This window comes from Agrobacterium sp. 33MFTa1.1 (assembly GCF_004328495.1).
In the GTDB taxonomy this organism is placed as follows: domain Bacteria; phylum Pseudomonadota; class Alphaproteobacteria; order Rhizobiales; family Rhizobiaceae; genus Agrobacterium; species Agrobacterium pusense.
Map to the genome: position 1 here is coordinate 624,713 of NZ_CP036359.1, position 18,737 is coordinate 643,449.

The 18,737-nt window shown below is 60.0% G+C and carries 19 protein-coding genes; 12 read left to right on the top strand and 7 right to left on the bottom strand.

From position 1 onward, the window contains the following. Positions 1–42: 42 nt before the first annotated feature. The 3 genes from EYD00_RS16685 (at position 43) to EYD00_RS16695 (ending at position 2,740) form a co-directional block, all read left to right on the top strand. The gene (locus EYD00_RS16685) at positions 43–789 is read left to right on the top strand and encodes an electron transfer flavoprotein subunit beta/FixA family protein (RefSeq protein WP_022563006.1); all 747 of its coding nucleotides are present in this window, start codon (positions 43–45) and stop codon (positions 787–789) included. Positions 790–814: 25 nt separating this feature from the next. Further along, positions 815–1,744: an electron transfer flavoprotein subunit alpha/FixB family protein gene (locus tag EYD00_RS16690; RefSeq protein WP_006697715.1), complete on the top strand. Its 930-nt coding sequence runs from the start codon at positions 815–817 to the stop codon at positions 1,742–1,744. Between the two features lie 114 nt (positions 1,745–1,858). Further along, positions 1,859–2,740, top strand: coding sequence for a 3-hydroxybutyryl-CoA dehydrogenase (locus EYD00_RS16695; protein ID WP_004445632.1), 882 nt, complete (start codon positions 1,859–1,861; stop codon positions 2,738–2,740). A 58-nt stretch (positions 2,741–2,798) separates the two neighbouring features. Here the strand turns inward: EYD00_RS16695 and tlpA are convergent, their stop codons facing one another. Then, positions 2,799–3,467: a thiol:disulfide interchange protein TlpA gene (tlpA, locus tag EYD00_RS16700; RefSeq protein WP_034497626.1), complete on the bottom strand. Its 669-nt coding sequence runs from the start codon at positions 3,465–3,467 to the stop codon at positions 2,799–2,801. 22 nt (positions 3,468–3,489) lie between these two features. Here tlpA and argH point away from each other — a divergent pair, with 22 nt between their 5' ends. From argH to EYD00_RS16720, 4 genes are all read left to right on the top strand, one after another. Beyond that, a complete protein-coding gene (gene argH, locus EYD00_RS16705) occupies positions 3,490–4,890 on the top strand; it encodes an argininosuccinate lyase (RefSeq protein ID WP_034497212.1) in 1,401 nt (466 codons plus the stop codon). Positions 4,891–4,984: 94 nt separating this feature from the next. Next, complete coding sequence (gene lptM, locus EYD00_RS16710; protein ID WP_004445637.1) at positions 4,985–5,188, top strand: LPS translocon maturation chaperone LptM; 204 nt, start codon at positions 4,985–4,987, stop codon at positions 5,186–5,188. A 13-nt stretch (positions 5,189–5,201) separates the two neighbouring features. After that, on the top strand, positions 5,202–6,470 hold the full coding sequence (lysA, locus tag EYD00_RS16715; RefSeq protein WP_034497215.1) for a diaminopimelate decarboxylase: 1,269 nt from the start codon (positions 5,202–5,204) through the stop codon (positions 6,468–6,470). Positions 6,471–6,636: 166 nt separating this feature from the next. Next, positions 6,637–9,333 carry a TIGR02302 family protein gene (locus tag EYD00_RS16720; protein ID WP_034497218.1) on the top strand — a complete coding sequence of 899 codons (2,697 nt, stop codon included), beginning with the start codon at positions 6,637–6,639 and terminating at the stop codon, positions 9,331–9,333. Between the two features lie 257 nt (positions 9,334–9,590). Here the strand turns inward: EYD00_RS16720 and EYD00_RS16725 are convergent, their stop codons facing one another. The 3 genes from EYD00_RS16725 to EYD00_RS16735 all read right to left on the bottom strand — a co-directional run bounded on the left by EYD00_RS16725 (position 9,591) and on the right by EYD00_RS16735 (position 11,374). Next, a complete protein-coding gene (locus EYD00_RS16725; protein ID WP_034497220.1) occupies positions 9,591–9,950 on the bottom strand; it encodes a response regulator in 360 nt (119 codons plus the stop codon). Between the two features lie 142 nt (positions 9,951–10,092). Continuing rightward, complete coding sequence (hpt, locus tag EYD00_RS16730; RefSeq protein WP_004445644.1) at positions 10,093–10,635, bottom strand: hypoxanthine phosphoribosyltransferase; 543 nt, start codon at positions 10,633–10,635, stop codon at positions 10,093–10,095. Between the two features lie 67 nt (positions 10,636–10,702). Further along, a complete protein-coding gene (locus EYD00_RS16735) occupies positions 10,703–11,374 on the bottom strand; it encodes a DUF3426 domain-containing protein (RefSeq protein ID WP_034497223.1) in 672 nt (223 codons plus the stop codon). A 197-nt stretch (positions 11,375–11,571) separates the two neighbouring features. On the opposite strand from EYD00_RS16735, the gene ftsE reads away from it, so the two are divergent. The 4 genes from ftsE (at position 11,572) to EYD00_RS16755 (ending at position 14,986) form a co-directional block, all read left to right on the top strand. Further along, entirely contained in the window at positions 11,572–12,231 is a 660-nt protein-coding gene (ftsE, locus tag EYD00_RS16740) for a cell division ATP-binding protein FtsE (protein WP_004445648.1), read from the top strand. Beyond that, positions 12,224–13,231 carry a cell division protein FtsX gene (locus EYD00_RS16745; protein WP_022563014.1) on the top strand — a complete coding sequence of 336 codons (1,008 nt, stop codon included), beginning with the start codon at positions 12,224–12,226 and terminating at the stop codon, positions 13,229–13,231. The genes ftsE and EYD00_RS16745 overlap by 8 nt, the downstream gene beginning before the upstream one ends. Positions 13,232–13,342: 111 nt before the next feature. Further along, positions 13,343–14,074, top strand: a complete 732-nt coding sequence (locus EYD00_RS16750; RefSeq protein WP_034497226.1) for a YdcF family protein — start codon at positions 13,343–13,345, stop codon at positions 14,072–14,074. A gap of 114 nt (positions 14,075–14,188) precedes the next feature. Then, a complete protein-coding gene (locus EYD00_RS16755) occupies positions 14,189–14,986 on the top strand; it encodes a lysophospholipid acyltransferase family protein (RefSeq protein WP_004445653.1) in 798 nt (265 codons plus the stop codon). On the opposite strand, the gene EYD00_RS16760 is transcribed toward EYD00_RS16755, so the two are convergent. Next, the gene (locus EYD00_RS16760) at positions 14,959–15,510 is read right to left on the bottom strand and encodes a gamma-glutamylcyclotransferase (protein WP_004445654.1); all 552 of its coding nucleotides are present in this window, start codon (positions 15,508–15,510) and stop codon (positions 14,959–14,961) included. The two genes, EYD00_RS16755 and EYD00_RS16760, sit on opposite strands and share 28 nt — an antisense overlap. 49 nt (positions 15,511–15,559) lie before the next feature. On the opposite strand from EYD00_RS16760, the gene EYD00_RS16765 reads away from it, so the two are divergent. After that, positions 15,560–16,561, top strand: coding sequence for a DUF2125 domain-containing protein (locus EYD00_RS16765; RefSeq protein WP_004445657.1), 1,002 nt, complete (start codon positions 15,560–15,562; stop codon positions 16,559–16,561). Between the two features lie 124 nt (positions 16,562–16,685). Here the strand turns inward: EYD00_RS16765 and EYD00_RS16770 are convergent, their stop codons facing one another. Further along, positions 16,686–17,615, bottom strand: a complete 930-nt coding sequence (locus EYD00_RS16770) for a prephenate/arogenate dehydrogenase family protein (protein WP_034497228.1) — start codon at positions 17,613–17,615, stop codon at positions 16,686–16,688. Next, entirely contained in the window at positions 17,615–18,721 is a 1,107-nt protein-coding gene (hisC, locus tag EYD00_RS16775) for a histidinol-phosphate transaminase (RefSeq protein WP_034497230.1), read from the bottom strand. Before hisC ends, EYD00_RS16770 begins: the two co-directional genes overlap by 1 nt. Positions 18,722–18,737: the final 16 nt, after the last annotated feature.

Genomic DNA, 18,737 nt, shown 5'->3' on the forward strand with positions numbered 1-18,737 from the left:
CTCGGCACTGCCAAGCGGACAGGAGTTTGAGGAAAGCCGCCGATGAAAATCCTTGTCCCCGTTAAACGAGTCGTCGATTACAACGTGAAGATCCGCGTGAAGGCGGATGGTTCTGGCGTTGAGCTTGCCAATGTGAAGATGTCGATGAACCCGTTCGACGAAATCTCGGTGGAAGAGGCCCTTCGCCTGAAGGAAGCCGGCAAGGCTGAAGAAGTCGTCGTCGTCTCCATTGGACCTGCCAAGGCGGAAGAAACGCTGCGCACCGCGCTCGCGATGGGTGCCGATCGCGCCATCCTGATCGAGACCGATGAAACGGTCGAGCCGCTCGCTGTCGCCAAGCTCCTGAAGGGCGTGGCCGAGGCTGAGCAGCCCGGTCTCGTCATTGTCGGCAAGCAGGCGATTGACGACGATTCGAACCAGACCGGCCAGATGCTGGCAGCCCTCCTCGGCTGGGGCCAGGGCACCTTCGCCTCAAAGGTCGTGCCTGCCGACGGCAAGGTTGCGGTGACCCGCGAAGTCGATGGCGGCCTGCAGACGGTGGAACTGAAGCTTCCCGCTGTCGTCACCACCGATCTTCGTTTGAACGAGCCGCGTTATGCCTCGCTGCCGAACATCATGAAGGCGAAAAAGAAGCCGCTCGACAAGAAGGCTCCGGCCGATTTCGGCGTCGATGTTTCGCCGCGCCTGAAGGTGTTGAAGACCGAAGAGCCGGCGGGCCGCAAGGCCGGCATCAAGGTGGGCTCGGTTGCCGAGCTGGTCGAAAAGCTCAAAGCCGACGGCGTCCTCTAAGGTTTCGGAAAAGGGAGATATTCTCATGGCCATTCTTCTTCTGGCAGAACACGACAACGCAACCCTTTCCGACCTGACGGCAAAGACCCTGACGGCGGCAACCCAGATTGGCGGCGACGTCCATGTGCTGGTCGCCGGATCCGGCGCCAGGGGCGCTGCCGACGCCGCAGCAAAACTTTCCGGTGTTTCCAAGGTGCTGCTTGCCGACGATGCATCCTATGCAAACCAGCTGGCGGAACCGCTGGCGGCGCTGATCGTTTCGCTTGCCCCGTCCTATGACGTCATCATCGCTCCTGCGACCGCCTCGGCAAAGAACGTCACGCCGCGTGTTGCTGCGCTTCTCGACGTGGCTCAGGTCTCGGAAATCATCGAAGTTGTCAGCCCGGATACCTTCAAGCGCCCGATCTATGCCGGTAATGCCATCCAGACCGTTCAGGCAACCGATGGCAAGAAGGTCATCACCGTCCGCCCGACGGCCTTTGCGGCAGCGGCAGAAGGCGGTTCGGCAGCGGTCGAGACGATCGCCGCCGCTGAAAACCCCGGCGTCTCCTCTTTCGTTTCTGATGCACTGGCCTCGTCCGACCGTCCGGAACTGACCTCCGCCAAGATCATCATCTCGGGTGGCCGTGCTCTCGGTTCTTCGGAAAAATTCAAGGAAGTCATCCTTCCTGTCGCCGACAAGCTCGGTGCTGCCGTTGGTGCATCGCGCGCTGCCGTGGACGCCGGCTATGCGCCGAATGACTGGCAGGTGGGCCAGACCGGCAAGGTCGTCGCCCCACAGCTTTACATCGCGGCGGGCATTTCCGGTGCCATCCAGCATCTGGCCGGCATGAAGGATTCGAAGGTCATCGTCGCCATCAACAAGGACGAAGAAGCGCCGATCTTCCAGGTTGCCGATTACGGCCTTGTGGCGGACCTCTTCGAGGCATTGCCGGAACTGCAAAAGGCCCTCTGATTTCAAATAGATGATGAAGGCGGCGCGTTTTTTGAACGCGCCGCCTTCTCTTTTTCGGCGATATGCGTAACATCGCCAGCGAATTTGCACATGCAGCACATGGGAGAACAGCATATGACCGCCCCCTTTAAGAACATCGGTGTCATCGGAGCCGGTCAGATGGGGTGCGGCATCGCACATGTCTCTGCGGTTGCCGGCTACAGGGTTCATATCTACGATCTTTCCAAAGACGGTATCGAGGCCGGCCTTGCCACGATCAACGGCAATCTCGCGCGCCAGGTCACCAACGGCAAGCTTTCCGACGAGGCCCGCAAGCAGGCCCTGGCGCTCATCAGCGGTTCGACCGATGTCAACGATCTGGCACCCATGGACCTCGTCATCGAGGCTGCCACCGAGAACGAAGAGATCAAGCGAAAGATCTATGCGCAGATTTGCCCGGTCCTGAAGCCGGAGGCGCTTCTCGCCACCAACACGTCTTCACTTTCCATCACCCGGCTTGCCTCTGCCACCGACCGTCCGGAACAGTTCATGGGCATCCACTTCATGAACCCGGTGCCGGTCATGAAACTGGTGGAACTGGTGCGCGGCATCGCCACCAATGAAAAGACCTTCGACGCGGCCAAGGACTATGTGCGGACGCTCGAAAAGGCGATCACCGTCGCCGAAGATTTCCCAGCCTTCATCGTCAACCGCATCCTTCTGCCGATGATCAACGAGGCAATCTATACGCTTTATGAGGGCGTCGGTTCGGTGGAAGCCATCGACACCGCCATGCGCCTCGGCGCGAACCACCCGATGGGTCCGCTGCAGCTCGCAGACTTCATCGGCCTCGATACCTGTTTGTCGATCATGCAGGTGCTGCATGACGGCCTGTCCGACAGCAAATACCGCCCTTGCCCGCTGCTGGTGAAATATGTTGAAGCCGGCTGGCTCGGCCGCAAATCCGGCCGTGGTTTTTACGATTATCGGGGTGAGACGCCGGTTCCGACGCGGTAAAAATCGACCTTGTGCTGAGGGAGAGGAAATATCTCTCCCCCAAGCCGAAAACTCAAAGCTACCTGGATGTTGCGGCCGTCACCAACGCCTTGGCATCTTCGCTATCCCACGCCGCCGGCCCGTTCATCGCTGCGAGAAGACAGCCGTTTTCATCCAGCAGCAGGGTGGCCGGCAGGCCGAAAGCGAGACCTTCCTTTTTCAGAACGTTGAAGACGCCCATGGAACTGTCGCGATAGTGCTTCAGGGAATCGATCTTGTATTCGTCCATGAAGGCTTTCGGCTTTTCATCCCCGCCCGTATCGATGTTAACAGCCACGACTTCAAAGCCGTTACCGCCCTTTTCCTTCTCCAGCGCGTTCAGCGCCGGCATTTCTTCCCGGCAGGGCACGCACCACGTCGCCCAGAGATTGAGCAGCACCGCTTTACCCTTGAGATCGGCAAGGCTCATATCTTTCCCCTCCGGCCCTTTGAAGGAGAGCGGAATAACGCGCGGGGTGTCTGCCGCCGACATAGCCGCCACCTGGCCCTTCAGAAAGGGTTTCAGCGTGGCAATGCGGTTCGCCGCACCTTCACATAAACCGGCGTCGGCCACCGCTGCCCCTTGAACCGGGCTCTCAGACCCAATATGCCTGAACCAGACCGCGCCTGCACCGGCGAGCACACCGGCAACGGCAGCAATTGCAACCAATTTGGCGGAAGGAAGCCTGAACGGCCTTTTCTCTGTCATCGAATACTCCAGGGCATCACACATGGCTGACGGCACAGATCAGAAATCCTCCAACCAGATGTGGGGCGGGCGTTTCGCTTCCGGGCCATCTGCCATCATGGAAGAGATAAATGCCTCCATCGGCTTCGACAAGAAACTTTACGCCCAGGATATCCGCGGCTCTATGGCGCATGCCGCCATGCTGGCATCTAAAGGCATTATTTCGCCTGAAGATAAAGACAAGATCACCGAAGGCCTGAACACGATCCTGTCAGAGATCGAATCCGGCAGCTTCGAATTCTCCCGCAAGCTCGAAGATATTCACATGAATATCGAAGCGCGGCTTGCCACCCTCATCGGCCCGGCCGCCGGCCGCCTCCATACCGCCCGCTCGCGCAACGACCAGGTGGCGCTCGATTTCCGCCTGTGGGTCAAGGAAGAATTGCAGAAGACCGAAGGCATGCTGACGGCGCTCATCGCCGCCTTCCTCGACCGCGCCGAGGAAAACGCCGATACGGTCATGCCCGGCTTCACGCATTTGCAGACGGCGCAGCCTGTCACCTTCGGCCATCATTGCATGGCCTATGTGGAAATGTTCGGCCGTGACCGCGCCCGCGTACGCCACGCCATCGAGCACATGGACGAAAGCCCGATTGGTGCGGCTGCCCTTGCCGGCACCGGCTATCCGATTGATCGCCACATGACGGCCAAGGCGCTCGGTTTCCGCGAGCCGACCCGCAACTCCATCGACACCGTGTCCGACCGCGATTTCGCGCTGGAATTCCTGTCGATCGCCTCCATCTGCGCCACGCATCTGTCGCGTCTTGCCGAAGAGATCGTCATCTGGTCGACGCCGCAATTTGGTTTCATTCGGCTGTCGGACGCCTTTTCCACAGGCTCGTCGATCATGCCGCAGAAGAAGAACCCTGATGCCGCTGAGCTGGTGCGCGCCAAGACCGGCCGCATCAACGGCTCGCTGATCGCTCTCCTCACCGTGATGAAGGGTCTGCCGCTCGCCTACTCCAAGGACATGCAGGAAGACAAGGAACAGGTTTTCGACGCCGCCGAAAGCCTGGAACTGGCGATCGCCGCCATGACCGGCATGATCCGCGACCTTGAAGTGCGCAAGGACCGCATGCGGGCGGCGGCAGGCTCCGGTTATTCCACCGCGACCGATCTGGCCGACTGGCTGGTGCGCGAAGCGGGACTGCCCTTCCGCGATGCCCACCATGTGACCGGCAATGCCGTGGCGCTGGCGGAAAAGAAAGGCTGCGATCTCGCCGATCTTTCGCTGGAGGAGTTGCAGGCCATCCACCCCGGTATCACCAACAGCGTTTTCGATGTTCTTTCGGTGGAAGCATCGGTCGCCAGTCGCACAAGCTTCGGCGGCACGGCTCCTTCGGAGGTGCGCAAACAAATCGCCTGGTGGCGCGGCCGCAACTGATAAATCTGCGTTAAGCCGCGATCACAAGAAACAGGGTGCACAAGCGCCCTGTTTTTCGTTATCAGAGAAGCACATATTTCCTTTGGACAGGCCCATGCTTTCAAAATCCGTGCGCAAACTCATCGTTCCCATCGGCATGACGCTTGCCGTAAGCCTCGCTCTCAGCGCCTGCGGGCGCAAGGGCGACATCGATCCGCCGAGCACGCCGGTCGAAATGCGCAACAAGCGCGCCGCCGATGGCAGTGAGCCGAAGCCGGCAACGGCGGAACGGCCCTTCATTCTCGACAAGCTTCTCTGACGGGTAAAAAGCCGTGAACCATTTTGGCTATATCGACGGCGTGCTGCACGCCGAAAACGTGCCCGTGCCCGAGATCGCCAAGGCGGTCGGCACGCCCTTCTACGTCTATTCGACCGCAACCCTGGAGCGCCACTACAAGGTGTTCTCAGGTGCGTTTGCCGATGTGGACGCCATGGTCTGTTATGCCATGAAGGCCAATTCCAACCAGGCGGTGCTGAAGACGCTGGCAAAGCTCGGCGCTGGCATCGACGTCGTCTCCGGCGGTGAATTGCGTCGCGCTCTGGCTGCTGGCGTGCCGGCAAACCGCATCATGTTCTCCGGCGTCGGCAAGACGGTTGCGGAAATGGATTATGCGCTGGATGTGGGCATTTATTGTTTCAACATCGAATCCGAGCCGGAGCTGGAAGTCCTCAATCTGCGCGCCATCAAGGCGGGCAAGCGGGCGCATGTCTCCTTCCGCATCAACCCTGATGTGGATGCGCGCACCCACGCCAAGATTTCCACCGGCAAGAAAGAAAACAAGTTCGGCATTTCCTATGAGCGGGCGCGCGCCGTCTATGCCCATGCTGCAACCCTGCCCGGCATCGAAGTCACGGGCATCGACATGCATATCGGCAGCCAGATCACCGAGTTGCAGCCTTTCGAAGACGCCTTCCGGCTGCTGCGCGAACTGGTGGAAGCGCTTCGCGGCGATGGCCATGCGATCAGCCACGTCGATATCGGCGGCGGCCTCGGCATTCCCTACCGCGACGACAATAATCCGCCGCCTTTGCCGGATGCCTATGCGCATATCGTCAAGAACGAGTTGAAGAGCCTCGACTGCAAGATCGTCACCGAGCCCGGCCGCCTGATCGTCGGTAATGCCGGCATTCTGGTAACGGAAGTCATCTATGTGAAGGATGGCGGCGAAAAGACCTTTGTAATCGTTGACGGCGCGATGAACGACCTCATCCGTCCGACACTGTATGAGGCCTATCACGGCATCCGCCCGGTGGTGCAACCGGCAGAGGATACGCCGCGCATCAAGGCCGATATCGTCGGCCCGGTCTGCGAAACCGGCGATTATCTGGCGCTGGACCGCGACATGGCCGCACCGCAACCGGGCGATCTCATCGCCGTCAGTTCCGCTGGTGCCTATGGTGCGGTGCAGGCAGGAACCTATAATTCCCGCCTGCTGGTGCCGGAAGTGCTGGTCAAGGGTGACAAATTCCACATCATCCGCCCCCGCGGCACGTATGAAGAGCTGATCGCCCTCGATTCCGTGCCCGCCTGGCTCGACTGATCCGCTTGCAGCCGATCACAATTGAGCGAAGCTGCCTAAAAAATGGGGGTGAGGGCTTGGCTGCCCTCGTCTTCGCCACAAAGAATGTTATCCTTGCCTCTGTGATATGGAGAACTCGCCGTTCCGGGAATGGCGTTGACGTGGCCAGAACCGGGAGAACGGATTGATGACCACAGCCGGAGAGGACAGGACAGGCAGAAAGCGCTCCACTGGCGCATTCGTGCAGCGGCCGGACCTTGCCCGCCGGGTTGCCGCCAAGCGTTTCTTCGCAAAAATCGTTCTGCTTTCGGAGAAGATCGCCCCGAAAACGCTATGGCCGCTCTCTATTGCCGCTCTGTTTCTGGTGCTTGCCTGGTTCGGCCTTTACCGGCACATGCCGGATTTTCTGCGGCTCGGCGTCGTTTTCGTGCTCGTGTTCGCCTTCATTGCCACTCTCCTGCCGATCGCGCGGCTGAAATGGCCGACTGACAACGACGCTTCCCGCCTTCTCGAAGATCGCAACGGTCTTGCACACCAACCTGTTGGAGTACAGGAAGACGAACCGGCCTTCGACACGCCTTTTTCCAGAACGCTCTGGAAGGAACACCAGATCCGCATGGCGGAGCGTATCGCCGCACTGAATGCCGATCTGCCGAAGCCCGATATCGCCCGTTATGACCGTCTCGCCCTACGCGCCGTTCCCGCCCTTCTTCTGGCCGCTGCCTTCGGTTTTTCCTTTTCCAACGGCGCAGGCACGATTGCCGATGCCTTCCGCAGCCAACCGACCGTGGGTCCGCTCAATCCCGATATTCGACTGGATGCCTGGGTTACGCCGCCCTCTTATACCGGCCGCGCACCGATTTTCCTGACTGGGCGTGACGCGACCAACCGCGACGCGGTTTCCGTGCCGCAGTCCTCCAGGCTGACGATCCGCATGACCGGTGGTGATGGGGGCGAAGAAGTGACCTTCGAACCGGAAATGGCGGGCGCCCTGCAAAAGCTCGCTCCCGAGACAACCCGGGCCGACAGCGCGAGCGGTGATGTCTCGGTTCCGGCGCAGGCTCCTTTGGCGGATCAGCCCTTGGCACCGCGCACCTTCGCGATGGATGTCACCGAAAGCGGCATGATAACCGCCAATGGTGAGCAATGGTTGTTCAATGTCATCCCGGACCAGCCGCCCAGCATTGCCTTCGACAACATGCCGCGCCGCGCCGTCAACGGCGCGCTGGAAATCGGCTTCACCGCCAAGGATGATTACGGGTTGAAGGAAGCTCACGCGATTATTGAGCCTATCGGCGTTGCCGAAGGCGCGACAGCGCTTTACCCGCCGCCGGAATTCAAGCTCGATCTGCCGCGGCAGAACAATCGCGAGATCAAGGGGCTGACCAGCCGCAACCTGACCGAACATCCGATGGCCGGGAAACGCGTGCGTATTACACTGGTGGCGACTGACGGTGCAGGCCAGACCGGCCGCAGCCCTCCGCATGAAATGGTGCTGCCGGGCCGCAATTTCTCGGAACCGCTGGCTGCTTCCATTGCCGAACAGCGGCAGATTTTTTCGCTCGACACACGCCAGATGCCAAAGGCGATCGCCTATAACGAGGCGGTTGGAATGCGTCCGGAAGAGACCATTCCCAACACGACGCATTATCTCCTGCTGCAATCGGCGCAGACCCGCATGCGGCTCGCCTATAATGAGGAAATGCTGAAGAACACCGCGGATTACCTATGGGAGATCGCACTGGGCATCGAGGATGGTGATCTTTCGCAGGCGGAAAGGCGCCTGCGCGATGCACAGACCGCCCTTTCCGAGGCGCTTCAGCGCAATGCCTCCGATGAAGAAGTGGCCAAGCTCATGCAGGAGCTGCGCGAGGCGATGCAGCAGTTCATGAGCGAGCTTGCGCAACGCATGCAGAATGCGCCGCAAGCCAACATGAACCAACAGGCACAGAACGTGCTGCGCCAACGCGATCTGGAAAACATGATGAACCAGATCGAGAATCTCGCCCGTTCCGGCAATCGCGATGCCGCGCAGGAAATGCTCTCGCAATTGCAGCGCATGATGAACAATCTGCAAGCCGGCCGACCGCAGCGTCAGGGGCAGCAAGGCCAGCAGCAGAGCAGCAAGATGCGCCAGCAGATCGACAAGCTAGGCGAAATCCTGCAGCAGCAGCAGAAGCTGATGGACGAAACCTTCAAGCTGGATCAGGCATTGCGCGACCGGATGCAGCGCGGTGATCCGCAGCAGGGCGGCGAAAGCGACGACCAGCAGATGGGCGAAAACGGCCAGCAACAGCCTCAGGGCCAGCAAGGCCAACAGGGTGAAAATGGCCAACAGGGCGGACAGCAGCAGACTGACCAGATGACCGCCGAGCAATTGCGCGAAGCGCTGAAAAACCTGCGGGCCCAGCAGGATGCCCTCGGCAAGCAGCTCGGCGAATTGCAGCAGGGACTTCGCGATCTCGGTATGGAGCCGGGCGAAAATTTCGGCAAGGCGCAGCAGGAAATGCAGGGCGCCGGTGAGGCGTTGGGCAAGAGCCAGGGTGAACAGGCCGTCGAGGGCCAGGGTAATGCGCTGAATGCGCTGCGCCAGGGCGCACAGGACATGATGGGCCAGATCATGCAGGCCATGCGCCAGCAGGGCCAGCAGCCGGGTCAGGGGCAGGAAGGCATGGCCGGTCAAGGCGGCCAGAACGGCCGCGATCCGCTCGGCCGTCCGCGCAGCACCACCGGCCCTGACTTTGGCGATCAGGTGAAGGTGCCTGACGAAATAGACGTGCAACGCGCCCGCGAGATTCTTGACGCCATCCGCGAAAAGCTCGGCAACAATCCGCCGGGTGAGGTGGAACGGCGTTATCTCGAGCGGTTGCTGGATATCAGGTGACGGTTAGCACAGGTAATGGTGCGCCTCGTTACATCCTTTTTCAGAAGCTAAAGTTTCCGTCATGCCGGACTTGATCCGGCATCCAGCAGACGCGCGTCTGCGCGGCGGAAAGAGTTCTTTCAGCCCAAGGACTTGGGCTGGCTGGATTCCGGCTCAAGGCCGGAATGACGGAGGTAGGGAACTGCGCTGAGCCAGGGGGCTGACCAACAAAAAAGGCGGCCCGACGGCCGCCCTTTAAATCTCTGCGCCCTTACCACTCAGGCCGCAAGCGCCCGCGCCACGGCCTTGCGAATATCCGGAAGCGCAAAAGGTTTGGAAACCACGTCCACGATCTTCGTCGCCAGATCATCCGCCCGTTCGCGCTGCTCGGCGTAACCGGTCATCAACAAAATACGCATGGCCGGGAAGCTTTCGGCGGCGCGGTGCGCCAGCTCGATGCCATCCATGACCGGCATGCGGATATCCGAAAGAAGAAGATCGAAACTGGTTTCCTGAAGCTTTTCCAGGCCCTGCTCGCCGTCTACCGCCTCATGGGTCTCGTGACCGTCGAGACGGAGCGCCCGCGCCACGAAAGAACGCAGCGCATCCTCGTCTTCGGTAATCAGAATCTTCGCCATTACTCATTGCTCCTGGGCATCATTTCCAGCCATGAGCAACATCGCAGGCTCCTCTTTTCAAGAGGTAAACACCCAGGCTTTGCCTGGGTGAATGGTTAATGAGGCGTCTCTTCGCTGTGCCGTTCCGGCACGGGAAAACTGCTCAGGCGTCGCCGGTGACAACGCCGACGAAGGGCAGCTCGCGGAACGCATAAGCGACATCCATGCCGTAACCCACCACGAAATAATCAGGACATTCGAAACCGACATAATCGGCTTCCAGATCTTCCTTGCGCTTGACTTTCTTGTCGAGAAGCACGGCGATGGTGACGTTGCGAGCGCCACGTTCGTAAAGAAGTTCCTTGGCGAAGCGCAGCGTGCGGCCGGATTCGAGAATGTCGTCAATCAGCAGGACGTCGCGGTCTTTCACGTCGCTGTCGATATCCTTGACGATCCTCACGCCCTGCGAAACCGTGCCGGTGCCATAGCTCGACAGCGTAATGAATTCGACCTCGGGGGCAAGACCACTGTCATGCAGCGCGCGGATAAGGTCGGCCGCGAAAATGAACGATCCCTTGAGCACGGCGATGACGAGCAGGTCCTTGGTCGGGCCGCTGGCAATGTGCTTGGCCATGTCGCGATTGCGCTCTGCAATCTGCTCGGCGGTATAAAGCGGCTCGATATTTTTTCCACGGACGACGGGCATTCTTACTCCTGTGCTGCGCCTTGCCGATTTACCTTTCAGTAAAAATAGAAGACAGGCGTTAGCACAGTCAGCGTCCGGACGCACCCGCCTCAACGAAGGAAAGCTTGATCTCGGGCGTTTTTCCACCGGGATGGCGCAGTTTTGCCGAAAAACCGTGGCTGAAACCGGGCTGCATCTGTTTAACCGGCGGTTCAATGACCATGCTGGCCACCAGTTGTCCCTTGGCGGCAAAAAGGTCCGCGCGAAGGGCCGGCACCTCTTCGAGCTTGCCGCCGTTATTCTCCACGATACCATTGATAAGCAGGATATCCATACCGCCCGCCTCCTGCGGCGTCACGGTGACATGGGAAATAGCGAGGGGGCTGACCGACGCTGCTACAGCGGTCTTTTCCGGCACCACCACGGAGAGGCCGCCTGAACAGACAAAAACAAGAATGGCGAGCCCCGCCACCAGCGCGGAATAAGCGTCCGCCGAAAGGAGGGATAATCTTCGATCCAGCCAGCCGATGAAGGCGAGGCCGAGCACACCGATGGTGACAGGTGGTTTTGCACCGTCCAGGGGCCTCGCGCCGCGATTGTCGTTTCCGGGCTGGCGCGGACGGTTTTCCTTGATGGTGACAAATTCCGCGTCTACCACGTCAACTGTCGGGTTTGCCGCCCGCGCCGTGCGGCGCAGCGGCGTCTCCGGCATCAGGAGGTCAAAATCGAATGCCGCTTGCCGGCGAGATGAACGGAACATAGCCATAGAATTCCTTGGGTGAGGTTTTCCGGCCCGCAAAACTGGGCATTGCAACGAATCCTGCCAAGTTTTAAATTTAAATGGTTAATGCTTCGCAAAAACCGCTCGCCGGGCGTCCCGAACCGGGGTAGACCGCGCCCTCCGGCTTCATCCCAGCGGCTTGCGAACCACCACGAAACGAAGAGACTGGAAGTCCGTTGATCCATTTCGAAAATGTCGGGTTGCGTTACGGCATGGGACCCGAAATCCTGAGGGACATGACCTTCGATATTCCTAAAGGGTCGTTCCAGTTTCTGACCGGCCCCTCGGGCGCCGGCAAGACGACGCTCCTGCGCCTGCTACTGATGTCGCTGCAGCCGACCCGCGGCAATATCCGCATGTTCAATCGCGATGTGTCACGCATTCCGCGCAGCGAGCTGCCGATGTTGCGCCGACGCGTCGGCATCGTGTTTCAGGATTTCCGGCTGCTTGATCATCTGACGACCTATGAGAATGTCGCCCTGCCGCTGCGCGTGCGTGGCAAGGAAGAAAGCGCCTATCGCAATGACGTGATTGAGCTTCTGAAATGGGTTGGGCTCGGCGAGCGTGTCAACGTGCTGCCGGCGATCCTTTCCGGCGGCGAGAAGCAGCGCGCCGCCATTGCCCGCGCGCTGATGGACCAGCCGGAAATATTGCTGGCCGACGAGCCGACCGGCAATGTTGATCCGCCGATGGCCAAGCGCCTTCTCAACCTGTTTCTGGAACTCAACCGGCTGGGCACCGCCGTCGTTATCGCCACCCATGACTTCGGCCTGATGGACCAGATCGATGCGCGCCGGATGATCCTGACCGAAGGGCGGCTCGACATCTATGAATGAGATCACCCGCAAACCGTTGAAGCCGGAAGCGGCGCAGCCGAAGCGTCCGCCCATGCGCATCCGCCCGATGGCACCCATTCTGCCGCCCTCCAACATTCAGGGCAATGCGCTGATGGTGGTCATCGCCATCATGGCTTTTCTCGCCTGCCTCACGCTCGGCGCCGTTTCCATGGTGCGCGCCACCGCCGCCACGTGGCAGAGCCAGATTTCCCGTGAGATCACCATCCAGATCAAACCCGAGGACGGGCTGGACATGAATGCAGCGCTGAACAAGGTGCGCAATCTGGCGCTCACCTTCGTCGGCACCCGCGATGGCACCATTCTTGACGATGCGGCGACATCGCGCCTGCTGGAGCCGTGGCTCGGCAGCGGGCTCGATCTCTCCGAACTTCCCATACCGCGTCTCGTCGTCATCACCATCGATGAAAACAATCCGCCCGATTTCCAGGCGATGCGGGATATGCTGAAGGCCGAGATTCCACAGGCATTTCTGGACGACCATCGCACCTGGGTCGACCGGCTCGTTTCCATGGCAAGAACCACTGTCATGATCGGCGTTGGCGTCCTCGTTCTCGTGTTCACAGCCATGGTGCTGACTGTCGTATTTGCCACCCGCGGCGCGCTTTCCGGCAATCGGCACATTGTCGAGGTTCTGCATTTTGTCGGCGCGGAGAGCAGCTTCGTGGCGCGGGAATTCCAGAAACACTTCCTGAAGATCAGCCTCAAGGGCGCGGCAGCGGGCAGTGCGCTGGCAGCCGCCGTGTTCCTCGTCGCCGGTTTCTGGCAGTCGAGCACCGTCGCCACCCCCCAGAGCGATCAGGCAAGTGCGCTTTTTGGCTCCTTTTCCGTCGGCCTTGGCGGTTATTTCGGCATTGCGATGACGATGATCATCATCGCGCTTCTCACCACCATCACCGCACGCGTCACCGTCATCCGCACCATCGACGATATCGATCGCGTCCGGTCCGATCCGTCGAAAAGCGACGGCCTGGCATCGTGATGACACGATGAATCTAGCGGAAAAACTGAAACCGTCACGAACGGGATGTAACCTGCGGACGGTGGACAAAAATGCCTGTTCCTTGCCTTAATCGGCGAGTAATCAGGAGGAATGTTTGTGAGTCGGACGGACCAGGATCAGGCAGCGACGCGACCGGCCCGAAAGGGGCTTTTGGCGCGGCGTGGTCCATTGCGCCGTTTTATCCGCGGCCTCATCCTGCTCTGCGTCATCGCGCTCGGCGCATTTTCCGGTGGTTTCCTGTGGTTTGCCGATTCTGTCGCCTCGATGCGCCCGCCCGAGGGTGCCAGAGGCGATGCCATCATCGTGCTCACTGGCGGTTATCAGCGCATCGAACAGGCGGTCGGCCTTCTGAGAGACGGCGTGGGCAAACGGCTTTTGATTTCAGGCGTCAACCCGGCCACAACCCGCTCGCAGATACGCAAGATGACGCAAGGGTCGTCCGATATGTTCACCTGCTGCGTGGACATGGGCTACAAGGCGATAGATACGATCGGTAACGCCAATGAGGCGGCGAGCTGGATACGCGATCACAACTACTCTTCCATCGTGGTCGTCACAAATAATTATCACATGCATCGCAGCCTTCATGAATTGCGCAGCGCCAGCCCACAGACGCAATTCATCGCCTATCCCGTCATCAGCGCCGATCTTGCCCGCACCAACTGGTTCGCGGAACCGGATGTGGTGAGAACCATGCTTTATGAATATCTGAAATTCGTGGCGGCGGCCGGACGTGACCTGACGGGCTTCGGCAAGGGCGATGGCCTGCGCAAGGCCACTGCCGATCACACTGCACCTAAAGTCACTGCAGCTTCCTCATAAGCATCCAGAAACACGCTTGCTGCCGCCCCTTGTTTTCGTGTAGGCGTCTGACATCGGCATCCGGCATCGAAGCGCTAAAGACTTCGAAACGGCTGCGTCCCGGGAAGGCTGTTGATGCTCAAGCTGCGCTCTTTTCTTTTTAATACGCTGTTTTATCTCAACCTGATTGTCCGCATGATCGTGCTGACGCCGATCTATTTTATCCTGCCACGCAAGATCGCCTACGAAATCCCGAAGAACTGGGCGCGCTCCAATCACTGGCTGATGAAAACCATCGTCGGCACCACCTTCGAGATCGAAGGGCTGGAAAACATTCCAGAGACTGGCTGCATCTTCGCGCCGAAGCACCAGTCCTTCTGGGACACCTATGCGCTGCTGCCCAACCTTCCCGATCCGGTCTATATTCTCAAGCGCGAACTTTTGTGGATCCCGCTGTTCGGCTGGTACGCGATGAAACAGAGGATGATCCCGGTAAACCGCGCCGCACGCGGTAAGGTGATGCTGAAGGTGATGGAGCGCGCGAAAGAGGAAATGGCCGCGGGCCGCGAACTCATCATCTATCCCGAAGGGACACGCCGGCCGCCGGGCGCCGAGCCTGAATATCGTTACGGCATCGCGAGGCTGTACCGTGACCTTCAGGTTCCGGTCATTCCCGTCGCCATGCATCCGGGCCTCTTCTGGCCGCGCCGTTCCACCATGCGGTATCCCGGCCATTTCAAGGTGCGTATCCTGCCCGCCATCGAACCGGGGCTCGACCCCGATGTGTTCTTCAAGCGCCTGATCGATGTCACGGAAAAGGCGAGCGACGAATTGCTGCTGGAAACCGTGCGCAACAATCCGCATTTGCCCTTGCCGCCGACTGCGGTGAAGCGGATTGCCGAACTTCAGGGCAAGGAATCAACGGCTGGCTGAGCGACAAGCGCGCCGACATTGGCAGCGATGCTCTCCAGCAAGGAATCGCGTATGCCCATGTCCTGCAGATGCTGCACGGTGTTGAAGACGTAATCCGTGTTCGGACCGGAGCGACCGGCCGCAGCCGCGATGATGACAGCCGATTCGGCAACGCCGAGACCGCCGATATATTGTTCATGCGCGGGATCGGCCACATATGTCACGGCGCTGCCGCGCCGGCCGTCGGAAAGCGCGATCGAAACTACCCGCTCCTTGTAGACGTTCGTCACCAGTTCGCGCTCACGCAGATAGGCCATGACGGGATCATGATCCTTGCCCCGCACGCGAAAAGCGACGCCAAGACATGAGCCACCGCGTTCCAGCCCGAGAACGAGGCCGGGCTTTTCTTCCGTGCCTCTGTAAAAATTGGAGCTGATGCAGAGCGAGCGCCGATAACCGTGCAATCGTGCCTGCTGCCTCTCCTCAAAGGCGAAGCCAGGGTTCCACATTAACGAACCGTAGCCAAAGACCCAAAAATCGTCCATATCCCAAGCCAAATCAAAATTCCCTGAAGTCTGTTCATCGGAGATCAATATGGCAGCGTCAAGCCAATCCGGCACGGCCAAAAAATTCCTCTGGCTCGCCATCGCCATCCTCGTGGTTATCGGACTTTATACCGCCGGGTGGTTTTACGCCGCCGACAGGCTGAAGCAGACTGTCCTGAACGTGATTTCCCCCTCGCAGGCCCGCAGCGTCAGCGGCGAATGCAGCGATATCGCCTTCAAGGGTTATCCCTTCCGCATCGGCCTCTTCTGCGCGAAGGTGACGGTGGATGACAGCCAGAACGGCGTCTCCGCCTCTTTTGGCGAATTGCGCTCGGCGGCACAGGTCTACAATCCCGGCCATATCGTCTGGGAACTCGATTCGCCTGCGGAAATCCGCTCGGCCCACGGCCTGACCATTTCAGCAGAATGGAAGAACATGCAGTCCAGCATCGTCACCAGGCTGAAGGGCATTGACCGCAGCTCACTCATCATCGACGGGCTAAAGGCGCAGGCGGTTTCCTCGGTCACCGGCCAGACCATCGACTTCGATGCCGTCAAGACGGAGATGCACCTGCGCCAGAACGGCGCCGATCTCGATGGCGCGATCACGCTCACGGACTCCGCGACCGTCATCAAGGACTGGCCGCAGATTCTTCCGCGCCTCAACGCCATTGCCGATGTCACGCTCGCCGGCAAAGCGGGCATGGTGGATGGCAGCGATACAGCTGGCCTTTATGGCGCAAGCGGCGAGCTTCGCCGGCTGGTCGCCGATATCGGCGAAGGCCGTGTCATGCGCATCAGCGGCCCCTTCTCCTTCGATAACGAGGGTTATCTCTCCGGCAAGTTCAAGCTGGAGATCGAAAAGCTTGGCGCGTGGTCTGACAATGCCAAGCAGGCGTTTCCACAGCTGCAATCCACCATCGACACGGCGCGCAAGCTGCTCGGCGCACTCGCCGGCGGCGGTGACAGGGCGTCCGTCGATCTCGTAGTGGACCGCGGCCGCGCCACGATCAGCGGCTTTATCCCGCTGGGCAAGATTCCGCCGATCTGAGGGTTGGCCCGTAATCGACGTCATCCTTGGGACAAGCCCGAGGATGGCGAAAGCAAGGCTTTGACACTTTACCAGCGGTTTGATGGCCGGATCAAATCCGGCCAAGACTGTCGCCAGCGACGCCCTACTTCTTCTGATCCAGAGCGTGACGACCGAAGTCGGGCGCATCGACGTCCTGACCTGCCTGCACGATGGAGCGACGAATAGCGCGGGTGCGCGAGAACAGCTCGAACAGTTTGTCGCCCTCTCCCCAGCGAATCGCTCTTTGCAGGGAGGCGAGATCCTCGGAAAACCGGGCCAGCATCTCAAGGATGGCGTCCTTGTTGTGCAGGCAGACGTCGCGCCACATGGTAGGATCGGAGGCGGCCAGACGTGTGAAGTCGCGGAAACCGGAGGCAGAATATTTGATGACTTCCGATTCGGTCACCGTCTCCAGATCATCCGCGGTGCCGACGATGTTATAGGCGATGATATGCGGCAGATGCGAAACGATCGCCAGAACCTTGTCGTGGTGTTCGGCATCCATTTCATCCACGCGCGAACCGAGCGCCCGCCAGAAATCCTTCAGCTTTTCCAGCGCTGCCGCGTCCGTGCCCGGCAGCGGAGTGAAGATGCACCAGCGGTCACGGAAGAGGCCGGCAAAACCGGCATCCGGGCCGGATTTTTCCGTACCTGCCAGCGGGTGGCCGGGAATGAAATGCACGTTATCAGGCATATGCGGCGCCATCTGTGCGATGACGGAAGCCTTGGTGGAGCCCACATCGGTAACGATGGCGCCCGGTTTCAGATGCGGTGCGATCTGCCGCGCCACGCTTTCAGACGCGCCGACAGGCACGGAAACGATGACGAGATCGGCATCCTTCACCGCTTCCGCCGCCGAGACGGTATAATCCGTGCCAAGCGCCAGTTCTTCCGCCCGTTTCAGCGTATCTTCGCTGCGGGTGGAAATAATCACATGGCGGGCGAGCCCCAGTTCCTTGATGTCCCGGGCAATGGACGAGCCGATCAGGCCGATGCCGATCAGCGCGATGCGTTCAAACATGATCTCAGCCATCAAGCCCGTCCCATGAACTCGTTGAGAGCAGCGATGACGCCAAGATTGGCCTCTTCCGAACCGATGGTCATTCTGAGCGCATTGGGGAAACCGTAACCGCGCACCGCACGCAGAATGTACCCGCGGCGGCTCAGGAACTCGTCAGCGTCCGTTGCCCGCTTGCCGTCCTGATCCGGAAAATGGATGAGGATGAAGTTGGTGACTGACGGCGTGACGGTGAGGCCGAGGCCGGTAAAGGTCGTGACCAGCTTTTCCATCCACACCGCGTTGTGCGCCACGGCTTTTTCGACGAAAGCCTGATCGCGGATGGCAGCGGCACCCGCTGCGATGGCCGGCGCGCTCATGTTGAACGGCCCGCGCACACGGTTCAGCGCGTCGACGATGGCGGCCGGACCATACATCCAGCCCACGCGCAGGGCGGCAAGGCCATAGACCTTCGAGAAGGTCCGGGTCATCACCACGTTGCGGTTGCCGGAAACCAGTTCCAGCCCGGCCTCATAGTCGTTCTTGCGCACATATTCGGCATAGGCCGCATCCAGCACCAGCAGAACATGTTTCGGCAGGGCGGCCTGCAGGCGGCGAATTTCCGCAACCGGAACATAGGTGCCGGTGGGATTGCCGGGATTGGCGATGAACACCATTTTGGTCTTCGGCGTCACGGCGGCGAGGATCGCGTCCACATCGACAGCGCAATCCTTTTCCTTCACCGTCACCGGTGTCGCGCCCGCACCCATGATCTGAATCTTGTAGACGAGGAAACCGTGTTCGGTGATGATCGCCTCATCGCCCGCACCCAGATAGACGTGGCAAAGCAGGCCGAGAAGCTCGTCCGAGCCGTTGCCGCACAGGATATTTGCGATGTTGAGGCCATGCACGTCGGCAATGGCCTGCCGCAACGCAATCGCCTGCCCGTCCGGATAGATTTCCAGATGGCTGGCCGCCGCACCGAAAGCCTCGATGGCTTTCGGGCTTGGCCCGAGCGGGGTTTCATTGGAGGAGAGCTTATAAACCTTCGCAACGCCATCCACATGCTCCTTGCCCGGAACATAAGCGGCGATATCCAGAATACCCGGACGCGGAACAGGTTGGCTAAGCTCTGCACTCATTTGATCGACCTTTGGA